Annotated in this window: 15 protein-coding genes and 2 pseudogenes; 3 read left to right on the forward strand and 14 right to left on the reverse strand. The window is 67.5% G+C overall.

Features of this window, described 5'->3' with window-relative positions; all coding sequences use genetic code 11:
- Positions 1-3: 3 nt before the first annotated feature.
- The 9 genes and pseudogenes from E6J58_00255 to E6J58_00295 form a co-directional block, all read right to left on the reverse strand.
- On the reverse strand, positions 4-1,281 hold the full coding sequence (locus E6J58_00255) for a DUF1015 domain-containing protein (GenBank protein TMB44335.1): 1,278 nt from the start codon (positions 1,279-1,281) through the stop codon (positions 4-6).
- 50 nt (positions 1,282-1,331) lie between these two features.
- Entirely contained in the window at positions 1,332-1,742 is a 411-nt protein-coding gene (locus E6J58_00260; GenBank protein ID TMB44336.1) for a hypothetical protein, read from the reverse strand.
- A gap of 76 nt (positions 1,743-1,818) precedes the next feature.
- Entirely contained in the window at positions 1,819-2,457 is a 639-nt protein-coding gene (locus tag E6J58_00265) for a DJ-1/PfpI family protein (protein TMB44337.1), read from the reverse strand.
- Positions 2,458-2,509: 52 nt separating this feature from the next.
- Positions 2,510-3,664, reverse strand: a complete 1,155-nt coding sequence (locus E6J58_00270) for an acyl-CoA dehydrogenase (GenBank protein ID TMB44350.1) — start codon at positions 3,662-3,664, stop codon at positions 2,510-2,512.
- A gap of 81 nt (positions 3,665-3,745) precedes the next feature.
- Positions 3,746-5,602: a 4-alpha-glucanotransferase gene (locus E6J58_00275; GenBank protein ID TMB44351.1), complete on the reverse strand. Its 1,857-nt coding sequence runs from the start codon at positions 5,600-5,602 to the stop codon at positions 3,746-3,748.
- A complete protein-coding gene (gene glgB, locus E6J58_00280; protein ID TMB44338.1) occupies positions 5,599-7,812 on the reverse strand; it encodes a 1,4-alpha-glucan branching protein GlgB in 2,214 nt (737 codons plus the stop codon). The genes E6J58_00275 and glgB overlap by 4 nt, the downstream gene beginning before the upstream one ends.
- Positions 7,809-9,107: a sugar phosphotransferase gene (locus E6J58_00285; GenBank protein ID TMB44339.1), complete on the reverse strand. Its 1,299-nt coding sequence runs from the start codon at positions 9,105-9,107 to the stop codon at positions 7,809-7,811. Before E6J58_00285 ends, glgB begins: the two co-directional genes overlap by 4 nt.
- Positions 9,108-9,115: 8 nt before the next feature.
- Positions 9,116-11,049, reverse strand: a pseudogene (locus E6J58_00290) (alpha-1,4-glucan--maltose-1-phosphate maltosyltransferase).
- A gap of 195 nt (positions 11,050-11,244) precedes the next feature.
- Entirely contained in the window at positions 11,245-13,113 is a 1,869-nt protein-coding gene (locus tag E6J58_00295) for a DUF4091 domain-containing protein (GenBank protein ID TMB44340.1), read from the reverse strand.
- 121 nt (positions 13,114-13,234) lie between these two features.
- Between E6J58_00295 and E6J58_00300 the strand changes: the two genes are divergently transcribed.
- Both E6J58_00300 and msrA read left to right on the forward strand, forming a co-directional pair.
- Entirely contained in the window at positions 13,235-15,349 is a 2,115-nt protein-coding gene (locus E6J58_00300; GenBank protein TMB44341.1) for a bifunctional aldolase/short-chain dehydrogenase, read from the forward strand.
- A gap of 60 nt (positions 15,350-15,409) precedes the next feature.
- Positions 15,410-16,054, forward strand: a complete 645-nt coding sequence (gene msrA, locus E6J58_00305; protein TMB44342.1) for a peptide-methionine (S)-S-oxide reductase MsrA — start codon at positions 15,410-15,412, stop codon at positions 16,052-16,054.
- Here msrA and E6J58_00310 read toward each other — a convergent pair.
- Complete coding sequence (locus E6J58_00310) at positions 16,044-16,934, reverse strand: class I SAM-dependent methyltransferase (GenBank protein ID TMB44343.1); 891 nt, start codon at positions 16,932-16,934, stop codon at positions 16,044-16,046. The genes msrA and E6J58_00310 overlap by 11 nt on opposite strands.
- An 85-nt stretch (positions 16,935-17,019) precedes the next feature.
- Positions 17,020-17,106 (reverse strand): annotated as a pseudogene (locus E6J58_00315) (dihydrofolate reductase).
- Positions 17,107-17,192: 86 nt separating this feature from the next.
- Here E6J58_00315 and E6J58_00320 point away from each other — a divergent pair.
- Positions 17,193-17,705: a heme-binding protein gene (locus tag E6J58_00320; protein ID TMB44352.1), complete on the forward strand. Its 513-nt coding sequence runs from the start codon at positions 17,193-17,195 to the stop codon at positions 17,703-17,705.
- Between the two features lie 8 nt (positions 17,706-17,713).
- On the opposite strand, the gene E6J58_00325 is transcribed toward E6J58_00320, so the two are convergent.
- The 3 genes from E6J58_00325 to E6J58_00335 all read right to left on the reverse strand — a co-directional run bounded on the left by E6J58_00325 (position 17,714) and on the right by E6J58_00335 (position 20,662).
- Entirely contained in the window at positions 17,714-18,496 is a 783-nt protein-coding gene (locus E6J58_00325; protein ID TMB44344.1) for an ATP-binding cassette domain-containing protein, read from the reverse strand.
- Positions 18,497-18,625: 129 nt separating this feature from the next.
- Positions 18,626-19,774 (reverse strand): hypothetical protein, encoded by a 1,149-nt coding sequence (locus tag E6J58_00330; GenBank protein ID TMB44345.1) that lies wholly within the window; start codon positions 19,772-19,774, stop codon positions 18,626-18,628.
- A 702-nt stretch (positions 19,775-20,476) separates the two neighbouring features.
- The gene (locus tag E6J58_00335) at positions 20,477-20,662 is read right to left on the reverse strand and encodes a hypothetical protein (protein TMB44346.1); all 186 of its coding nucleotides are present in this window, start codon (positions 20,660-20,662) and stop codon (positions 20,477-20,479) included.
- Positions 20,663-20,678 lie beyond the last annotated feature (16 nt).

The following is a 20,678-nucleotide window of genomic DNA, read 5'->3' on the forward strand; positions in this document are numbered from 1 at the left end:
CGATCAGGCCTCTTCGAGAGGATCGATGGGATCGAGAACGAGACCGGACGCCAGCTTGGGGAAGAAGAAGGTCGACTTCTGCGGCATCACCTCGCCCGCGTCCGCGACCGCTTTCAGTTGGGAGATCCGCGTCGGATTGAGCAGGAACGCCGCCTGCACGTCGGGCCGCCGGGACTCTTCGAGGGCGGCGTCGAAGTCCTTCAGGTAGCGAAGATTCGTTTGCTTCTCCTGCGCGGCGCGATCGATGCCGAGCGTCTGCTCGAGCACCAGCGCGTGGAGGATGGGGACATCGAGCGTGCGGAGCGGCTCGGGCCCAGCCACGGCCGCTTCCGCTCCGGGGCGGAGGGAGAGGAGGAAGATGCGCCCGCGGGAAGCGAGGAGGAAGCTTCGTTCGCGGGACGCGAGCTTCGTGCGCAGCTCCGCGGAGCTCATGGCCGCAAGCTCATCGACGGCGAACCGCGAGCGAAACTGCCCGAGCACGCGCTCGAGGTCGAAATCGGCAAGCCCGTGGACGACCCGATGCGTGGGCAGGATGACGACGCCGGGATCCTCCATGCTGGTGAGGAACATCGACCCGTACTCGATCGACGCTCGCGGAGACCGGGCCTGCGGCCGCAGCTCCTCGCGGATCGCCAGCATCGTCTCGTAACGATGGTGGCCGTCGGCGATGTACACCTTGCGATCGGCCATCGCTGCGGCGATCCGCTGATGCGCACCGGCATCCGTCAGGCGCCAGATCCTGTGAACGGTGTTACCCAGATGCGCCTCGAGCTCAGGTGCGCCGGAATCGACCGGGTCGAACTCGCGGTCGACGATCCTGGCAGGGTCGGAGTAGAGGCCGAACACCTGCGACAGGTGCATGCGGCAAGCGCGCGCCAGCTCGAGCCGGTCCAGCCGCGGGCCGGAGAGGGTCCGCTCGTGGGGCAGCACGACGCGCTCGTCGAAGCGGCGCAGCCGGATGCGACAGATGAAGCCCTTGCGCGTGTGCTCCCGGCCGCCGACGGAGAAAACCTGGTGGTACCGGTAGAGGGCGGGAGCGTCGTCGCGGCGGAGGATCCTATCCTCCAGCCAGCGGCGCAGCTCGCTGGCAGCGTTCCGGTACTTCCCTTCGCGATCTCCCTGCGGAAGATCGACGCGGACGATGTTGAACGGGCTCTTCGCCTCCAGCTCGCTGCGGTCCGATTCGGCGATCACGTCGTAGGGCGGCGCGATCAATGAATCGGCGACACCTGCGCGCGAGAGGTCGTAGCGGACGGCGCGGAACGGAACCACCTCGGCCATGACGACAGTCTACAGCGCGGCCAGCTCACTTGCCCGTCCGGATGGCGCTCCTACACCCCGAGAGCGCGCGCCGCTGCGGCGACGTCCGACGGCGCGACCCAGACGATCATGCCGAAGCCGCCCTGGCCCGCCGATCCGTTCGCTGCGCGGATGTTGACGCCGGCGTCGGAGAGCTTGCGCAGGCTTTCGGCGGCCGCTCCCGCCCGGTTCGGTCCCTGGACGAAGAACGCCTGCTTCCGCCCGGAGAGCGTCAGCCCAGCGGTCTTCGCCGCACGCGTCAGGGCATCGGCGTTCTGGGTGACGAGATCGATCTGCGCCTTCCCGTTGCCGGTAGGAAACGCGGTGAAGTTGAGCAGGTCGATTCCCGCTTCCTTGAGCGCGGCGAGCACCCGCACGCCCTCGCCCGGCTTGTCTGGTACCTCGACGTAGAAGTAGTCCACACGACGGATCTGGTCTGCCATGTTGAACGTCTCCCGGCTCGTTGCGAGCCGGCGGCATGCTAGATCGCCGCGAGCGATCCGTCACGCGATCCAGACGTTACGCGCGATCGTTGCGGTACACGTCGTACGCCGCGGAGTACTCCATGACCCGCGCGACCTCCGAGATGAACTTTTCGTCGTGCCCGGCGCGCCGCAGCAGGTGGAAGCCCATCTCCATGCCGGACGTGATTCCTCCGGCGGTGATGATGCGGCCCTGGTCGACGACCCGCGCGCGGGAAATCCTGCACTTCGGCGCGATCTGGGCGAGACGGTCGATCGGCGTCATCCCTGGAGGTGTCTGCTCCACGCGATCCGGTTCCTTGCGATTCGTCGCCAGCAGCCCGTCGAGCAGGCCCATCTTTCCGTAGACCCATGAGCCGGTGCAGACGCTGGTCAGCAGCGTCGACTGCGGCAGAGCCCGGACGTACTCGTGGAGGCGTCCATTGTGCAGCTCCTGGCGCGTGCCGTAGCCGCCCGGGATGAGGAAAGCATCCATCGTTGGCTCGTCGCTGAAGCAGTAGTTCGGATGCACGGTGAAACCGGCCTGCGCCTGCACCGGGCGCATTGCGTCAGCGATCAGGAATGCTTCCAGCTCCGGATTGAATCGCCGCGCCACCGAGAAGACGCCATGCGGAGCGGCGAAATCGACGATTTCCACATCCTTGAATACGTAGATCCCGAGACGGAACGGCGGCATGGAGCACCTCCGACGGCAGCCTAGCGCACATCATTAGGTGCGTGGGCTGCCCTCAAAACGCCGGGAGGCCGGTGAGGGCGCGGCCGATCGAGAGCGTGTGGATCTGATCGGTGCCCTCGTACGTGAACGTCGACTCCAGATTGGCCGCGTGGCGCATGATGTGGAAATCGCCGGCGACGCCGTTCGCTCCGAGCAACGCGCGGGAGCGCCGGGCGGCGTCGAGCGCGATGCGGCAGTTGTTCCGCTTGAGGAGGCTGGTCTGCACCGGGTGGAGCTTTCCCTGCTCCTTGAGCCGGGCGTAGTGGAGCGACAGCAGAGAGGCCTTGACGACCTCGGACGCGATGTCGGCCAGCTCCGCCTGCACCAGCTGCTTGGAGGCGACGGGGACCCCGAACTGCCTGCGCTCGCGCGTATAGGCGATGGCCTGTTCGAGACACGCGCGCGCGGCGCCCAGGACGCCGAAGGCAACGCCGAAGCGGGCATTGTCGAGACAGGAGAGCGGCGCCTTCAGCCCCTCCGCCTTCGGGAGCCGCGAGCCTTCGCCGACCTTGACCTCGTCGAGGTAGAGCGCGCCGGTGACGCTGGCGCGCATGCTGAGCTTGTGGGGAATGTCGCCGGAGGCAAAACCTCCGCGGTCGCGCTCGACGACGAAGCCGGCAATGCCGTCGGGGCCGCGAGCCCAGACGATGGCCAGATGGGCGATCTGCGCGTTGGTGATCCAGAGCTTGCGCCCGGAGATGGACCAGCCCTCCTCCGTGCGCACCGCGCGCGAGTCCATCGCGCCGGGATCGCTGCCGTGCTCCGGCTCGGTGAGGCCGAAGCAGCCGATCACCTTTCCGGCGGCCATCTCCGGCAGCCACTTCTCCTTCTGCGCCTCGGACCCGTAGCGCCAGATGGCGTACATCGCGAGGCTGGTCTGCACGGAGACGAAGGAGCGCAAGCCGGAGTCGCACGCCTCCAGCTCGTGGCAAGCGAGCCCGTACGCCGTGCTCCCCATGCCCGCGCACCCATAGCCCTCGAGGTTGGCGCCGAGCAGTCCGAGCTTCGCCAGCTCCGGGATGAGCTCGGTGCCGAAGCGGCCCGCCTCGTAATCCTCGACGATGCGCGGCATGCACCGGTCCTTGACGAACCGGCGCACGCTGCTTCGCACCATCTTTTCGTCTTCGTGGAGGAGCGGGTCCCAGGCGATCAACTGCTCGACGTCCATCGTGTCCATGCGTGACCCCGCTGCGCGAGCGCGCCGCTTCGCGAGCTTTCGCAGAGCATCTACCGCATCCGCGGGCGCGCGTCAGGCCTGTTCGACCGCGCGACTCCCTGCCGCGTGGAGTTGCTGGAGCAGCTCCCGATGCTCGGCGGCGAACGCGGCGCCGCGGGCGCGCATGGCGGTCGCCAGCGCGGCGGGCAGGTCGAGCGCGGCTCCCTTCGCTGCCGCACCCCGATAGGCTGCGGCGAAATCGGGCGGCACCCGCAGCGACCAGTTCTCGGGGCTCACGGTCCCAGGGCGGTTGTAGACCTCCCGCAAGCCGAGCAAGTCGGTGAAGAAGACCATCACGTTGCGCGCGGGGCCGACGAAGAGGTCGGCGAGCTGTGCGCGCGCGAGCGCCTGCGGAGATGCCGCCATCTGCGCGATCCACCGCGGCCGCGTGCCGACATCGGGCACCAGGCGTGAGGCGAGATAGGCCGCGCGCTGTTCCGACATGCCCGATACCGCCCACCGCTCCGCGACACGCCAGATGGACTCGGTATCGTGCGTCCCGACCATGATCCAGTCCTGCGGTCGCGCGTTTTCCGCGCGGTAGACGTCGCGGGGATCGCTCAATACGGACTTCTGCGTGACACGGAAGCGGCCGAGCCCGTGCCGCTCCAGTACGCGCCGCACCGGATACGGCTGCGTGCTCAGCACCTCCGCGATGATCTCGTCGGTGCCGCGGCCGCGCGCCGCCGCCATGTCGACCAGCGCGTCGAACAGCATGGCGTACTGCTCGACTTGTGCCGGCGAGAGCACGCGAACCCTGCCGTCGGCGTACGGTAGCTCGGAAGCGTCGATCTGCTCCTGCCGCGCGATTGCCCATTGCGCCAGGTCCACCCTCTCCGGCGAGGAAAAAAGGCGCGCCCCGCCCTTCACCGCCACCAGAGGATCGGCGGCGTCCGCGGCGTACACCCAGGGATCGATCCATCCGTGCGGATGATCGACACGCAGGCCGTCGAACTCGTCGAGGACCTTGCCGACCCTTCCTGCGACGAACGCGATCGCGGGGCCCGCGGCTGATCGCGTTCCGTACAGCCGAGGATCGAGAACACCATAGCCCCAGGGCTGACCCTCGGGCGTGGTCCGGCTCGGTGGCGCGCCCATGCGCAGCGTGTCCAGGAGCAGAGCGCGATGGCTCCAAAGATCCCGATGCGAGATCCCGATCTGCAGGTCGCCGAACAGAAGAAGCCCGAGCTGATGAGCTTCGGTCCGGAACGCTTCGTGCTGCTCATGAGCAAGCAGCTGGCCGAAGCGGTAGAAGGCGATTTCGTTCGCCCCCTGCGCCCGCAACTCCTGGCCGTGCGCCCCCGCGAATTCCCGGGAGAACAGCGATCGATCAGGCTCGGGCCACCGGCGCCAATCCGGTTCGCCGTGCAGCGCCTCGAGCACCGCGTAGAGCTCGGCACGCTCCAGCCAGGCGCGGTTGCGTTCCGTGAATCGACGCACACGCTCCTGTACGGCCCGATCGCCGCGCGCCCGCAGCCATGCCGCCGCGAGCAGCCTCCGTGCCGACTCGTGCGCATCCGCGTGCGCCGCCCGCGAGAGCGCGTCCGCCGGCCGCAGCCCGACGACGGCGCCGAGCTCCTCCTCCGTGAGCAACCCCTGTTCCACCAGCGGCGTCACAGCGATGGAGAGCGTGTTCCGGCTGAAGAGCGTCGCGTCGTACGGCGAGGGATCGTGCGGCGCCGTCTCTCCCTGCGGCCCGAGCTGGAGGCCGTGGAATCCGAGCTCGGCGGCGAAACGGAGAAAAGCGCGGCCCCCGCGCGAGAGCGGCGCCCCACGGCCGATGTCGTCGCGCGGATCGCCTGGGAACGCGAGGTCGTGAACCGAAAGCAGCAGCCGGCGGACCCCGAGCGCCCGCAGCGCCTCGCGCACGAGCTCGCGCAGCGCGTTCAGCCCTTCTCCGCGACGGGGACGAGCCACACGGTGCCGAGCGGGGGCAACGTGAGGAGCGCCGACTGCGGCTGGGCGTCCCAAGGCACTTCCTCGACTGCAATGCGCTCGGGATTGCCCACGCCGGAGCCTCCATAGGCGGGCGCGTCGGAGTTGACGAGCTCGCGGTAACCGCCGGTCTGCGGCATCGCCAGACGATACTCGTGCCGCGGCACCGGGGACAGGTTGGCGACGCAGACCATGTGCCGGGAGCGGTCTTCCGACCAGCGCACGAACGCGAACACGTTGGCGTCCACCGCGTTGGCCTGCAGCCACTGAAACCCGCGGCCGTCACCGTCGAGCTCGTACAGCGCCGGCTCGTCGCCCAGCGCCCGGTTGAGATCGCGGATCAGCGCCGACACTCCCGCGTGCATTCCCGACTCGAGCAGGTGCCAGTCGAGGCTGGCGTCGTGGTTCCACTCCGCGCGCTGCGCGAACTCGCCGCCCATGAAGAGCAGCTTCTTGCCCGGGTGCGCCCACATCCACCCGTAGAGCGCGCGCAGGTTGGCGAACTTCTGCCATTCGTCGCCGGACATCCTCCCCAGGAGCGACCCCTTCCCGTGCACGACTTCGTCGTGCGACAGCGGAAGGAAGAAGTTCTCGCTGAAGATGTACATGAGCCCGAAGGTCAGGTTGTTGTGGTGCCACTTCCGATGCACCGGATCCGTGGCGAAATAGTGGAGGGTGTCGTGCATCCAGCCGAGGCTCCATTTGTAATGGAACGAGAGCCCACCCTCCTGTGCCCGGTGGGTCACCTTGGGAAAAGCAGTGGACTCCTCGGCGATCATCACCGCTCCGGGATGCAGGTCGCGGACGCGCTCGTTCACTTCCTTGAGAAATGCGATCGCCTCCTCGTTCTCGCGGCCGCCCGAACGGTTCGGAATCCACTCCCCTTCCCGGCGCGAGTAGTCGCGGTAGAGCATGCTCGCCACCGCGTCCACGCGCAGGCCGTCGACGTGGTACTGGTCCAGCCAGAACAGCGCGCTGGCGAGGAGGAAGTTCCGCACTTCATTGCGGCCGTAGTTGAAGACCAGCGTCCCCCAGTCGGGATGAGCGCCTAGCCGCGGATCCTCATGCTCGTAGAGCGCGGTGCCGTCGAACCGCGCGAGTGCGTGCGCGTCGGTCGGGAAATGCGCGGGCACCCAGTCGAGGATCACTCCGATGCCACGCTGGTGCAGCTCGTCGACGAACGCCTTGAACTCGTCGGGATGACCATGCCGTGCGGTGGGGGCGAAGTATCCGGTGACCTGGTATCCCCACGATCCTCCGAACGGGTGCTCGGCGACGGGAAGCAACTCGACATGTGTGAATCCCATCTCGCCGACGTAATCGGCGAGATGACGTGCCGCCTCCTTCCAGGTGAACGGACGGTTGCCTTCCTCGATCACGCGGCGCCACGAGCTGAGGTGCACCTCGTACACGGTCATCGGCCGGCGGATTGGATCCTGCGTCCCCCGGCGCTCCATCCACTGCTCGTCGCCCCACAGATAACGGTCGAGCTGGTGGATGACGGAAGCCGTCGCCGGCGGCACTTCGGTGCGGAAGGCGTACGGATCGGCTTTCAGCAAGTGCGCCCGGCCGTCGCCGGGGCGGATCTCGTACTTGTAGCGCGCACCCCCTCCGACGTCCGGAACGAACAGCTCCCAGACCCCCGTCGAGCCGATGCGGCGCATCTGGTGGAGCCGCCCGTCCCAGGAGTTGAAGTCGCCGACCACAGATACCGAGCGCGCCGTCGGTGCCCAGACCGCGAACGACGTCCCGAACACTCCCTGGGAATGGCGGGGATGCGCCCCCAGGCGCTCCCAGATGCGCTCGTGGCGGCCTTCCGCGACCAGGTAAGAATCGAGCTCGCCGAAAGTGGGGAGGAAGCTGTATGGATCGCGCAGGGTGAAGCTCGCGCCGCCGCGATACTCGATCTTCAACAGGTAGCCGAAGACGTCCTTGCGGCCGTTCAGGCGGGCTTCGAACACGCCGCCTTTCCGATGGCGCGCCGGCACTTCGCCACCGAAGTCGGGCAGGATGGTGACGCGCTCCGCGTCCGGACGAAACGCCCGGATGACGACCCCGTCGCCGTCGGGATGGATCCCGAGCACCGCATGCGGATCCGGATGCCGCAGCTCCACCAGGCGCTCGATTTCCAGGTCCACTTTCGCCAGGTCCGTCGGTCGTCTCACGCTTCCTCCTGCTGCAGGTCGCGCGCAGGAATCCCGACCCAATCGGGCCGGTGGCCGACCTCATACCGCAACTCGTAGAGCAGCTTCTCCAGCTCGAGCGAGGCGAGGAGGACCTTCGCCGTCCTCTCGTCATCCGGGAGCAGATGTTGCGCCCGCGACCGGTACCCCGCAAGGAATGCCTCGCGCGCAGGTCCCCGGCGATCGCCAGGAGACGCTCCGCGCTTTTCCGCCGCCGCCGCCGCATAGGCGAAAGAGCGGAGCATCCCGGCGACGTCCTTGTACGGGCAGTGCTTCTCGCGCCGTTCCGGCAGCGTCCGCGCCGGCTCGCCCTCGAAATCGAAGATCAGCCATTGCCCGCCGGAGCGCAGCACTTGCCCGAGGTGGAGATCGCCGTGCTGCCGCAGCCGCAGTCCGGCGGGGTGCGCGGTGGCGAGCCGCTCGATCCGCGCCCGCAGCGCATCCTTTCGAGACTGCAGATCCGGCACGATCGATCCGGCGACCCGCACGGTCCGATCGAGCTCCGACAGGAGTCCGAGGGTCCAGCGCTCCAGGTCCTGGCGACGAATGGGTTCCGGCGCGAACGCCGCCTCGTCCGGCGCCGCGAGCGCGCTGTGCAGCTCGCCGACGCGTGCGCCGAGCTCGCGGATCTCCCCGAGCAACGCCACCGGCGGGACGGCCTCCTTCGTGAACGCATCGACGACGTACGACCAGCCATCGGTCTCGACGCGGACGAAGCGGTGCGCGACAGCCACCGTGGCCTCCACGATGCCTTCGAGCGAGAGCGCGCCCAGCAGCGCCGGCGTGGAGCGAAAGCCCCGCCGCGCCAGCAGCGCACCGATCTCCAGCTCCGGGCTCTTTCCTTGATCGAGCTTGCGGATCAACTTGAGGATGACGGCATCGCCGAATACGAGCGAAGTGTTGCTCTGCTCCGCCGAGAGCCTGCGCACAGTGGGCCGCTCGGGCAACGAAGACAGGGGCGAGTCTGGTCCGTCGAACCGCTCCCCACGGAGCGCGCCACCGCGCGTCCGAATCGCACGGCGTCCGCGGAGGATCGCGAGAATGGCGAGGCAGGCCTGCTCATCGAGCGCCTCCTCGAGCGGAGCATCGTCCGGTTTCAGGGGCAGCAGGTACCGTTCCGCGGGACGCTCGCCGTCATAGCGCACCTCGATGGTCACGACGTGCAGGCCGTCGAGGCCGGCCTCGTCGACGACGCGCACCGCGGCGATCGGCGTGCCCTTGCCGCCGAACCAGCGTTGTCGCCGCAGCCAGTCCGGCAAGGCATCGAGATCCAGCATCCCTGCTCCTAGAAGTAGTAATCGAAGCCCTGTTCCGAGCGGCGGAAGCGCAGGACGGACCAAAGCGCAGCAGGCTTCTCCGGCGTCAGCTGCACGACCGCGCTGGCGCCCTGCCACAGCGCCCGCTCGCCGGAGAGGACGTCATGCACCTGGTACGTCTCGTCCTCCGGGATGCCCAGGCGGTCGAGGGGAAGCTCGAGGATTGCCTCCTGCGCCGCGTACGGATCCAGGCTCACCGCGACGAGCACCAGGCTGGATCGGTCGGGCGTTGCCTTCGAGTAGAAGAGCACGCGCTCGTTGTTGGCGCGGTGGAACTGGAGATTGCGATACGACTGGAGCGCGGGAATCTCGCGCCGCGCGCGGTTGAGCGCCGAGATCCACGCCTTGATGTTGCCCGGGCGTTCGAGGTCCCAGTTGACGATCTGGTACTTCTCCGAATCGGCGTACTCCTCCTTCCCTGGAAGGGCGCGGTTCTCGCAGAGCTCGTATCCGCTGTAGATGCCCCAGCTCGAGCTGAGCGTCGCGGCCAGCGCCGCGCGCAGCATGAATGCAGGGCGCCCGCCCTGCTGCAAGTGCTCGGGAAGGATGTCCGGCGTGTTCGGCCAGAGATTGCCGATCATATAGTCCGCCGGGCGGCCCTGGGTCAGCTCCGTCAGGTACTCCTCCAGCTCGTGCTTGAAGTTGCGCCAGGTGAAGTACGTGTACGACTGGTTGAAGCCGGCCTTGGCGAGCGCCTTCATCACCTTGGGCCGGGTGAACGCCTCCGCGAGAAAGATCACCTCGGGGTGGCGCGCATGGACCTCCCCGATCACCCATTCCCAGAAGGGCAGCGGCTTCGTGTGCGGATTGTCGACGCGGAAGATCCGCACGCCCTGGGCAATCCAGTGCATGAACACGGAGCGCAATTCGGCCCAGAGGGCTTCACGCGCCGGACTCATCCAGTCGAAGTTGACGATTGGAACCACTCCGGGTGCTCGCGGATGTAGGGATGGTCGGGCGAGCACTGGAAAGCGATGTCGAGAGCCACCTCCAGTCCAAGATCCTTCGCGGAGGCGACGAAGCGGCGGAAGTCCTCGAGCGTGCCGAGCTGCGGATGGATCGCCTTGTGTCCGCCTTCGGGACCGCCGATGGCCCACGGGCTGCCGACGTCGTCGGACGCCGCGGTCAGCGCGTTGTTCTTTCCCTTGCGCGCGGTCCGGCCGATGGGGTGGATCGGTGGCAGGTAGACGACGTCGAACCCGAGCTCGCCGGCGTATGACAACCATCGCTCCGCGTCGCGAAACGTTCCGTGGCGCTTCGGATCTCCGGACGTCGAGCGGGGGAAAAATTCGTACCAGGAGCTGAACACGGCGCGCTTGCGCTCTGCGAAGATGCGCAGCTCCCGGTCGAGCCGGGTGGCGACTACCCGATCCGCGTGCCGCGACGCGGCCGCGACCAGACCGGGATCGAAGGCGGCCGAAAGCGTCGCCGGCGACTGGCCCGCGAGCAATGCTTTCTGTCCGTGGCGAAGTCTCTCCGCATCGGCGCGGACGCCGGCAGCTTCGGCGCGGGTTGCGGCGCCGTCGAGGAGGGCGGAGCCCTCGAGCAGCTCGGAGGAAACGTCGCGGCCGACGTCCACCTTGCGCTTCAGCTCGTGGACCCAGGTGCGAAACGAGTCCGGCCAGGCCTCGATGCTGAACGCGTACAGGCCGTGCCCCGTGAGCGGCAGGTCTGCCTCCCAGACGTCGTTGCCGACAAACCGCATGGGCTCCTCGCGGGCTTCCGTCGCCTGCGGAGTGAGCTGGCGCCAGCGGACCACGGCGGCGAGGTCCTCGTGGCCCTCCTTGAAGATGTCGGCCGTGATGCGCACCGGTTCGCCCGCGACGCGCTTCACCGGAAACCGGCCGCCGTCGAGCTGCGGCTGGACGTTCTCGATGATGGTGCTGCCCCTGCGCTCGGGCATTGCTTCCTCCTGCTCCCGTGGGCTCGCCAGGGGCGTCGAACTCCGGGCCCGGGCAGGAGCACCGGTGATCGGTCATCTCCCGGTCCCCAGCGCCACTGATGGGCATTCCGTCTGTCGGAAACAAGGCGTGGTCGCGCGGCCCTGACCCGACCGCGGCTCGGCACCGGTCAGGCTGGCGAGCGAGTCAGCGCTTCGTCACGGTCCCGCGCTGCCGGTAATGCACTGCGCGAGCTGCACGCGGGCATTCTCCAGGTTGTCGGCAAACGTTCCAGGAGTAGAGCCCGGATAGTTGTTCGCCGCGTACATGCTGCCGGTCGGCTGTCCATTGGCTCCGATCGCTGACATCGGAAACATGCCCCGCGCGATGTTCATCGCCGTGCCCGGATTCATCGCTTTGCAAAGGGTGAGGTACTCGTAGTCCTCGAGCCCTTTGCGGATCATCTTCAGCCGGTAGCTTGCGACCGGGATATGGCTCGTCCCCCCGATGGCGTACGACGAGCCGTTCACCACCGTGGTGGGCGTGCCCGGGTAGACGAGCGTGCCGTCGCCTTGGCCCGTGAAGTCGTAGATGCCGTCGTTTCTCCAGGCATCCGGGAGCTTGTTCGAGATGTCCCAGTAGAGCATTCCGGGCGCGTCGTAGATGAAGTGCATCCAGGGCTCGGCGCGGTTCTGCACCGCCGTCGCGTCCACCATGAAGTTGGGCCAGTTGACGGCGCTCGCGTTGCTGGCGCTGCCGCAGTCGTGGACGTCGCAGCTCTGGTACATCCAGAGGGCATTCACCGGCGCATTGGAGAGGAACGCGTCGTAGTCGGCGCGGTGATTGCCCGGCGCGAATCCGTTGGGCTTCATGTCGAGGAAATCGACGGGCGGGTTCAGGATGTTCACGGCGTTCCCGGCGTTGCAAGCCAGGTAGTCCGCCACGGTGCCGGTCACCATGACGCGGAAGCTCGGGTCGACGCTGTGCGCCCAGGCCCCTTGATTGACGATCGGGGCCCAATTGGCGCAGCTCGATCCCGGCTCATCGGGCCGCGCATAATGAAAGGTCCTGCTGAACCAGGAGAACGTCCTTCCGGCACCGGTCCTGGTGAACGTCGCCCAGTTGGCCATCTTCGCGGTGGCAGTCGATCCGTCGTCGTTGCCGTCGAACCACGGGTAGACGAGCGTGGTCATCTGCGCCCCCGAGAGACGCTGGCTCGCATCCGTGCCGTTGATCACGCTGCCGTAATCCTTGTCATATGTAGCGAACGTCGCCTGCCAATCGGACGTGTCCGGATGATCGGGCAGGAACATCGTGATGCGGTGATCGAGCAGGAATCGCCCGTAGAGTCGCGCCCAGAGATGGAAATCGGGATTGCCCCTGGCGCACCACGGCCCCGATGCGTTCCCGTGAGCGACGCACATGTGATCGATGGACACCGCAAAGGCGGTCGGCAAGGAGCTCGTCGACGGCAAGGCGAAGTTACGGACGAGCAAGACCACGCCGATCGTCCCGAGCGATTTGGCGCCATTGCTCACCCTCACGTTTCCCGTGTACCTGCCCGCCGGTTGACTCGCTGGAACATGGACGTCGACGAACACGACGAGATTGTTCCGGGCGGAGACGCTCGCCGGAAATGCATTTCTCGTCTCCCCGCTGGACGGCCCTTCGCTCCAGACGCCGTTGTTGTTGAAGACCGCAGCGCCGTCGTCGCGCCCGGGAACGAGCGCATCGGGCCACCATCCCCTGTCGCCTTCCGGATTCGAAGGGGAAGTGAAGTACATGTTCTGCTCCCGGTACAGGCGGAGCTCGGACGACGGGATCGTCGTCGTCGGGCTTCCGTCAAGCACCAGCGTCGGGGCGGTCACGGTGACCGCCGACAGCGGCGACTTTGCCGTCACGACGACCTGGAACGACTCGAACTCGTTTCTTGCGGCGCGGATCTCGATGCTGCTGACGAGGGGCACCTTGTCCGTCTGCCGCACTTTCACGGATGACCGGATGGCGGTGACCGTCTGCGCCTCGAGAGGTGCACCCAGGAGCAGAAGCGAGGATGTGAGAGCGACCGCGAGCAACCGGACAGGCACCGCTCGGTGCTAATGGGAGCACACGACTAGGGGCAAGATCTTTCGCTTTCCAGGACGTTCGGCGGTTGGTTGCCCGCCTGCTGTGCTCGAACGCACCAGCGTGATGATCTAGGCTCGCCGGATGAAGAATCGCTGGTCCGACGCCGAAGCAAGACAGTATTGCGACCGCTACGCGCCGCGCTGGGGGGAAGCGCTCGCTCTGCGCGTCTACACGTCCCGCTTGATCGGCGCCGAGGCCGATCTCGTCATGCACGGCGGAGGAAACACCTCCGTCAAGATCGCCAGGGAGAACCTGCTCGGAGACCGCATCGACGTTCTGTGCGTGAAGGGCAGCGGCTGGGATCTCGATTCCATCGAACCGGAAGGATTTCCCGCTCTCGACCTCGGCTGGCTGCGGAAGCTGCGCAAGCTGGAAGCGCTCTCCGACGAGGAGATGGTCAACCAGCTCCGCACGCATCTCTTCGATGCCAGCGCGCCGAATCCGTCGGTGGAGACGCTGCTGCACGCGTTCCTTCCGCACGCGTTCATCGATCACACGCACGCGGACGCGATCCTCGCGCTGACCAATCAGCCGGACGGCACGGAGCTGATCAGGAACGCCCTCGGCGATCGCGTGCTGGTGGTCCCCTACGTGATGCCCGGATTCCGGCTGGCGAAGCTCGCCGCGGAGATCTTCGAAGCAAAACCGGACGCGGAGGGAATGGTCCTGCTGAAGCACGGACTCTTCACGTTCGCGGCCGATGCGCGGACGAGCTACGAGCGGACCGTCGACTGCGTCGACCGGGCGGAGAGCTTCTTGCGCTCGCGCCTGCGGGGGCGGTCCGCGTCCTCTTCGCGCGCCACCGAACCGAACGCCGCTTCGGCGAAAATGGCGCAGATCGGTCCCGCCCTGCGCGGCCTCCTGGCCTCGCCGAGCGGCAATCCCGACCAGCCGCATCGCCGCGTCATCCTCGAGCACCGCGCAACTCCGGAGATCCTCGGATTGCTGGACGCCCCGCAGTGCGCATCGCTGGCGGCGCGCGGACCGCTCACGCCCGACCACGTGATCCGCACCAAGTCGCATCATCTATTCATCGCGCAGCCAGCCCTGAACGACGCCGATGCACTGCGCAGGCAGCTCGCCGACGCCATCGCAAGCTTCCGTACGCAATACGACTCCTACTTCGCGGAGCAGGTCAGCTCGAAGGGCGTCACGCGCAGCAAGATCGATCCGGACCCCCGGGTGCTGCTCATCCCCGGCGTCGGAATCGTCTGTGCGGGCAAGACGCGCAAGGACGCCGCCATCGCCGCGGACATCGCGGAGCACACGCTGCGCATCAAGGCGGCGGCGGAAGCGATCGGCCGCTACGAGCCGCTCGGCGACGCCGAGCTGTTCGACATGGAGTACTGGAGTCTCGAGCAGGCGAAGCTGGGCAAGGAGGTGGAGAAACCTCTTTCTCGCCAGGTCGCCCTCGTCACCGGAGCAGCCGGCGCCATCGGCGTGGCCACGTGCATGGAGCTGGCAAGAGCGGGCGCGCACGTCGTCCTCACCGACGTTGACGACGAGGCCCTCGAACGGGCGCGCGGCAAGGTTTCGCGCATCGCCGGCGGCAGCTCCTGCGCCGCGGTGAAGATGGACGTCACCGACGAGGCGTCCGTCGCCGCGGGATTCGATCGCGCCTGCGCCATCTTCGGCGGCGTGGATATCGTCGTCGCCAATGCGGGGATTGCGCACGTGAGCCCGCTGTCGGACCTCGATACGAGCCACTTCCGCAGGGTGCTGGACGTGAACCTGGGCGGCTATTTTCTCACCTTGCGCGCCGCGGCGCGCGTGATGCGCGCGCAGGGCACGGGCGGAAACGTGGTCATCAACGCCTCCAAGAACGTCTTCGCTCCAGGCGCGGATTTCGGCGCCTATAGCGCGTCCAAGGCGGCCGGCCATCAGCTCGGCAAGGTGGCGGCCATCGAGCTGGCGCCGCTCGGGATCCGCGTGAACATGATCAACGCCGACGCGGTTTTCGCCGAGGGAGACACGCCTTCGGGCCTCTGGCAGCAGATCGGGCCGGATCGGGCCCGCTCGCGTGGCATCCCCCCGGAGAAGCTGCAGGAGTTCTACCGCGAGCGGAACCTGCTCCACGCCGAGGTTACCGGCGCGCACGTAGGACGCGCCGTCGTTTTCTTCGCTTCCAACCAGACGCCGACGACGGGAGCGACGCTGCCCGTCGACGGCGGAATTGCCGCCGCCTTCCCGCGCTGAGCCACCACACTGCTCGCGGGGCGCTGACGCGAGTGGCGGCCGAAGCACCCGCCGTGCACAATGACGTGCATGGGTTCCCTGCGTATGCCCGCTCCGTCAGAAGCGCTTCCCGGACGCGACGAGCCGGTGCGCGTCCCGCCTCAGCACGTCGTGCTCGGTGCTCCGCTGTTGCCGCCGTTTCCCGACGGTTCCGAGCGGGCCATCTTCGCCATGGGCTGCTTCTGGGGCGCCGAACGCAAGTTCTGGAACGTCGAGGGCGTGTACACGACCGCCGCCGGCTACGCGGGCGGATTCACCAAGAACCCCACCTACCGCGAGGTGTGCTCCGGCCAGACCGGCCACGCCGAGGTGGTGCTCGTCGTCTACGATCCGAAGCGCGTGACTTACGCGGATCTGCTGCGCGTCTTCTGGGAGAACCACGATCCCACGCAGGGGATGCGGCAGGGCAACGACGTCGGCACCCAGTACCGCTCCGCCATCTACACGACCAGCGAGGCGCAGAAGAAGGCCGCCGAAGCATCGCGCGAGCAATATCAGCAGGCGCTGGCGCAGGCGCGGCACGGGCAGATCGCGACCGAGATCGCCGCCGAGCCTCCGTTCTATTACGCCGAGGACTACCACCAGCAGTATCTGGCGAAGAATCCCGGCGGGTATTGCGGCCTCGGTGGCACCGGCGTGTCCTGCCCCGCAGGCCTCAGTCGCTAGGTTTGCGCACGACGAAGAACGCGGCGCGCGCAAAGAGCTCATCCAGGCCCGGAATCCGGGCAACGCCGCTCAAATATCGGAAGAGCGGGAACCGCCGGCCGCTGAAGCCGATCTGCTCGAAATGCTCGACCTCGAAGGAGGTCGTGGCGAGGAGCTTGCGGAACTCTCGAATCGTCATCCGGTTGAGGAATTCCCGCCAGTAGGCGACGTCGCGGTACGGATTCGGTCGGCGGTTCCCTGTCTCTGCATCGAACCAGTAGAAGGCTGGGACGTGCGCGTCGGAGTCGTAGATGTCCGCCGCGGTGGCGAGGAGCGTCTCCATCGAGAACACGACGTGCGGCCAGGGGAACGGAATGATGTCTTCGAGGTGGGCGCCATACGGCCCCAACCAGGGATGGAAGTGGATGAGGAACTGACCTCCGGGCCGGAGGATGCGGTAGCACTCGCGGAACATCTCCCGCGGCCGGCTGAGATGCTCGACGGTATCGATGGTGTACATGAGATCGACGCTCGCATCCGGCAGCGGAATCGACGTTGCCGTCGACTGCACGAAAGGGATGTGCGGATACTCCTTGGCGCCGACGCGAATGACCTTCGGGTCGTTCTCGATCCCAATGGGCGTGAACGCCTCGGAGCGGAGGAAAGCGTCGAGGATGTATCCCTTCGAGCACCCGAGCTCAGCGACGACCTTGTCGCGAAGCGTAACGAAGCGCGTGAACAGAGCGCGGTAGTCCTCGATCTGGCTCGTGCGATCGGCCACGTAGGCCGCGGCGTTGGCGTAGCGCTCGGTCGTCTCGTTGCGCAGCGCATAGCGGCGTAGCGGCGTTTCCTGAAAGAGCCGGACCAGGCCCAGACACGTTCGCTGTGCCAATGCGGGCATTTCCCCTCCCCCTTCCCAAGGTGGGGAGGCGAATCGGCGGCGGCAACTGGTCTGTGATCAGGCGACGGAGCGCCCGGCTCGTCGCAGCGATCAGGGGAATGCGTTCGCCGATGAACGTCGGGACCACGTGAATCATGAAGTCGTCGATTTCGCCGGCGTCGAGAACCGATGATTCCGGCGCCGGTCCCTTGCGCCCGATGCGCAATCGGGGCTGTATGTCGCATCTCACAAAAGGGGACGTCCATGCTGCTGCGCTCGATGTCCATCTGCTTCGTCCTCTCGGCCGCCGTCTGCTCCGCCGCGGCGCTCGCCCAGGGAACTCCCGCTCCGGCGCCCAGCCCCTACGCCATCCCGATCGGGCCCGGCATCGGCCTGGACGCCGCGAAGAAAGTCGCTGCGGCGACTTCAGCGGAGGCGCGCAAGAACAAGTGGTTCATGGCCATCGCCGTCGTCGATCCGGCCGGCACGCTGGTCTACTTCGAGAAGGCGGACACGACCCAGAACGGCAGCGCGAACGTCGCCATCAACAAGGCCCGATCGGCCGCGCTCTACAAGCGTCCGACGAAGGCGTTCCAGGACGCGCTGGAAAAGGGAGGCTTGGGCGTCCGAGTCCTTGCGCTCGAAGGCGCGGTGCCCGTCGATGGAGGCTTGCCGCTCCTCGTCGATGGCAAGCTCGTCGGCGCCGTCGGCGTCTCCGGCGATCTCTCCGAGCACGACGCACAATGCGCGGCGGCTGGCGCCGCAGCCTTGGCAGCGCCGCCCGCGCGGTGACCCCGCTGCTACCACATGTGCCACGCGCCTTCGCGCTCGGCCACGTGGACATCCACCCTGAACAATTCGCTCAACGGACCGCTTCGCAGCACTTCCCGGGTTGGCCCGTCGTGGAGGATGTGGCCGTCGCGCAACGTCACGACCCGGTCGATTTCGGGGATGACGTCGTCGAGCGTATGCGTCACCAGGACCAGGCTCTTGCCCGCGCTCGCCAGTTGGCGCATGGCGGCGAGCAGCTCGCGGCGGCCGCGAATGTCGAGGCTGACGGTCGGCTCGTCCAGAACGAGCGCGCGCGGACGATGAACGAGCGCGCGGGCGATGACGGCGCGGCGCACTTCCCCGGAGGACATCTCCTTCAGCGGGACGCCTTCCAGGTGCGCAATCTCCAGCTCTCGCAGCGCGAGCCTCGCCTCCTCGCGCATCTGTTCGGTCACCTGGTGATGCGGCCAGACGCCGATACTGCTGAAGAAGCCGGATAGCACTGTTTCCAGCGCCGTGTACGGCCCCGTGCAGTCGCGCACCAGCGCGTGCGTGACGATTCCGAGCAGGTTGCGCAGCTCGAAGACGTCCCACCGGTCGCGCCCGTAGATCCGGAGCGCCGACGGGCCCATGCCGGCCGCCGGGTAGACCGCGCGCGTGAGCGCATCCACCAACGTCGACTTGCCAGCGCCGTTCGGTCCCAGGACGGCCACGCGCTCCCCGTCGTCGATGCGCAGGCTCAGTCGGTCCAGGGCGGTGACGCCATCGCGCAGGATGCTGACGCGGTCGAATTCGATCAGCGGGGTCGACATCGGCCGGGACCATAGCGTGAGTACGCAGCGCGTTGAGAACGCATAGCGAAGCGCGATCACCGCCGCGCGTACCAGGAAGGCGGCGCGCCGCCTCGAACAGGTTCGCTATGAGCGGTTCGGTCGCAAGGTCTAGAAATCGATCCGGTAGATCCGCCCCGCGCCGCAGCCGAGCCAGCCCGTGCGCTCGTTGGCGAAGGCGACCGCCCAGCAGTTGGTGATGCCGGGCAACAGCGTCCAGGTCTGGCCCTCGTTGTCGGTCCAGGCCGAGCCGCCCGGGCCGGTGGCGACGGCGCGTTTCCGCACGTCATCGCCATCGCCGTCATCGTCATCATCGCCGTCGTCGTCTTCGTGGTGATTGCGCGCGTACGTCAAACCGTAGACCGCGCCGGGGAACGGCGTCGGCGTGGTCAGCTTCCACGACATTCCGCCGTCGCCCGATCGGGCCACGTTCAACTGCGGCGTGGCGGAGTCGACGACGTCGCCGCCGCCCACGAGACCGTGGCGCGCGTCCCGGAAGTCGACCGAGGCGTTGCCCGAAGTCGGCGTGCCCTGCGGCTGGATGGGCGTGGCCGACGACTGCCACGAGCGGCCCGCGTCGGTAGTCCGGAGAACGCGGGCGACGGCGGCGGCGCCGGTGGCCAGCCAGGCGTTGCTCTCGCCCTGGGTAGCCGCGCAAGTGCCGCTGGCCGCGAACGCCCCTTCGCCGGGCTGCGCCGCCGGCGGATTCCTCAGCAGCGGCCAGCCATCGTTGCCTCCGTTGTTGGTGTGCCGCAAGGGGAAATGGGCGTCGTACGAGTCGTCCATCAGGATGGCGCGCCGGGGGGTCCAGAACGCGAAGCAATCCCAGAAGTCTCGCGGATCGGTGGCCTGGGCCTGCAACCTCCAGGTGTTGCCGCCGTCCTCCGTCTTGTAGATGCGGTTGTCGGGGCCGGTCCCGGCCGACATGAGATAAGCCACATTGGCGCTGACACCCTCGACGTCGCGGAACTCCATCGTCTCGGCGCCGGCGACCTGGTGCGAGACCCAGGTGCTCCCGCCATCGAGCGTCCTGGCGAACGTACCGCCGCGCGCGCTGGCCCAGACCACCGCCGCGTTCACCGGGCTGACGGCGAAGAAACGCTGGGTGGTGCCCGTCTCCTGCGGCGTTACCGTCGGCGCGCGCGGCGCGCGAGCCTCCGCCGGCGACGTCGCCAGGAATGGCGAGCGTTGCTCCGAAGTGCAGCCCAGGCCTGCGGCGATTACGACCGCCGTAGCGATGCAATGACGGTTCGACACCATCGTCCGCCTCCTTTGAGTCGTATCTGCCCGGATCGCGGCGGAAACTGCTCCGCGTGGGGCGCCCGGTCAAGCCGCGTTGCGTCTATAGGCGTCGAGAACCGATGCGTCTGATCGCTGGGAATTCTTCCAGCTCGAGAAGCCGGCGTGTGGCCGTAACATCGCGAACAGTGGTCTCGCAGTGCCCGTTGAGAGTCGGGGTCGACCGGCTACGTTGCCGCGAGGACCCCACCGACACGGAAAGGCGGATACCGAATGCTGTCCAAAGCAATTGTTGCGCCCTGTATTTGCCTCGCCACGGCAGCTTGCAGCGGCGGCGGGTCGACGCCTTCAGGAGGAGTCACGCTGAAGGGCCAGCTGCTTAGCTCGGCGTCCGCACAGCAATCAGATCCGCTCCTGCTCGCCATGGGTTGGTACCCGACGTTCGCCGGCACCGCGCCCGGATCGCCCGTGGGGGCGGTGATCACGCAGGCGAACATCGAGTTGCACGGGAGCTTTCCCGTCGACTTCAATTTCACGCTGACGGGGACCCCGCCCGCCGCAGCGCTCTTCGATTTGTCGAAGACGGGCGGCACGGGCCACCTTGCCTATGGCGTCCCGGCAATGACGTCGCCGTTCGGCGTTCCGGCGGAGTTCGCGTCGAAGAGGCCATTCTTGTTGACGTCGCGGAACGCAATCCACCCCGGCCCTGAACCTCTACGCCTGTCAGGCGGCGTTCCAGGACATCGCTTGGTTCAAGCGCGCCTGCGGAATCGATCCGTACGGCGGGACGTGGCAGGCACAGGGCGCCGTCTTCAGCACGCCCACCGGCACGCAGACCCAGATGTTCGTCAACGACGCGGACGGCAACGTGGCGAACGCGTCCATCTCTTTCGATGGCGCGCCGTTCACCTACGACAATGTCGGG

This window comes from Deltaproteobacteria bacterium (assembly GCA_005879535.1).
GTDB lineage: Bacteria > Myxococcota > Myxococcia > Myxococcales > 40CM-4-68-19 > 40CM-4-68-19.

What these genes read in the sequence shown, in the direction of transcription:
- E6J58_00260 (TMB44336.1), bottom strand. Translation starts at nt 1,742, where the DNA reads ATGGCAGACCAGATCCGTCGTGTGGACTACTTCTACGTCGAGGTACCA.
- E6J58_00300 (TMB44341.1), top strand. Translation starts at nt 13,235, where the DNA reads ATGAAGAATCGCTGGTCCGACGCCGAAGCAAGACAGTATTGCGACCGC.
- E6J58_00255 (TMB44335.1), bottom strand. Translation starts at nt 1,281, where the DNA reads ATGGCCGAGGTGGTTCCGTTCCGCGCCGTCCGCTACGACCTCTCGCGC.
- E6J58_00265 (TMB44337.1), bottom strand. Translation starts at nt 2,457, where the DNA reads ATGCCGCCGTTCCGTCTCGGGATCTACGTATTCAAGGATGTGGAAATC.
- E6J58_00325 (TMB44344.1), bottom strand. Translation starts at nt 18,496, where the DNA reads ATGTCGACCCCGCTGATCGAATTCGACCGCGTCAGCATCCTGCGCGAT.
- E6J58_00330 (TMB44345.1), bottom strand. Translation starts at nt 19,774, where the DNA reads ATGGTGTCGAACCGTCATTGCATCGCTACGGCGGTCGTAATCGCCGCA.
- E6J58_00310 (TMB44343.1), bottom strand. Translation starts at nt 16,934, where the DNA reads ATGCCCGCATTGGCACAGCGAACGTGTCTGGGCCTGGTCCGGCTCTTT.
- E6J58_00320 (TMB44352.1), top strand. Translation starts at nt 17,193, where the DNA reads ATGTCCATCTGCTTCGTCCTCTCGGCCGCCGTCTGCTCCGCCGCGGCG.
- E6J58_00270 (TMB44350.1), bottom strand. Translation starts at nt 3,664, where the DNA reads ATGGACGTCGAGCAGTTGATCGCCTGGGACCCGCTCCTCCACGAAGAC.
- msrA (TMB44342.1), top strand. Translation starts at nt 15,410, where the DNA reads ATGACGTGCATGGGTTCCCTGCGTATGCCCGCTCCGTCAGAAGCGCTT.
- E6J58_00285 (TMB44339.1), bottom strand. Translation starts at nt 9,107, where the DNA reads ATGCTGGATCTCGATGCCTTGCCGGACTGGCTGCGGCGACAACGCTGG.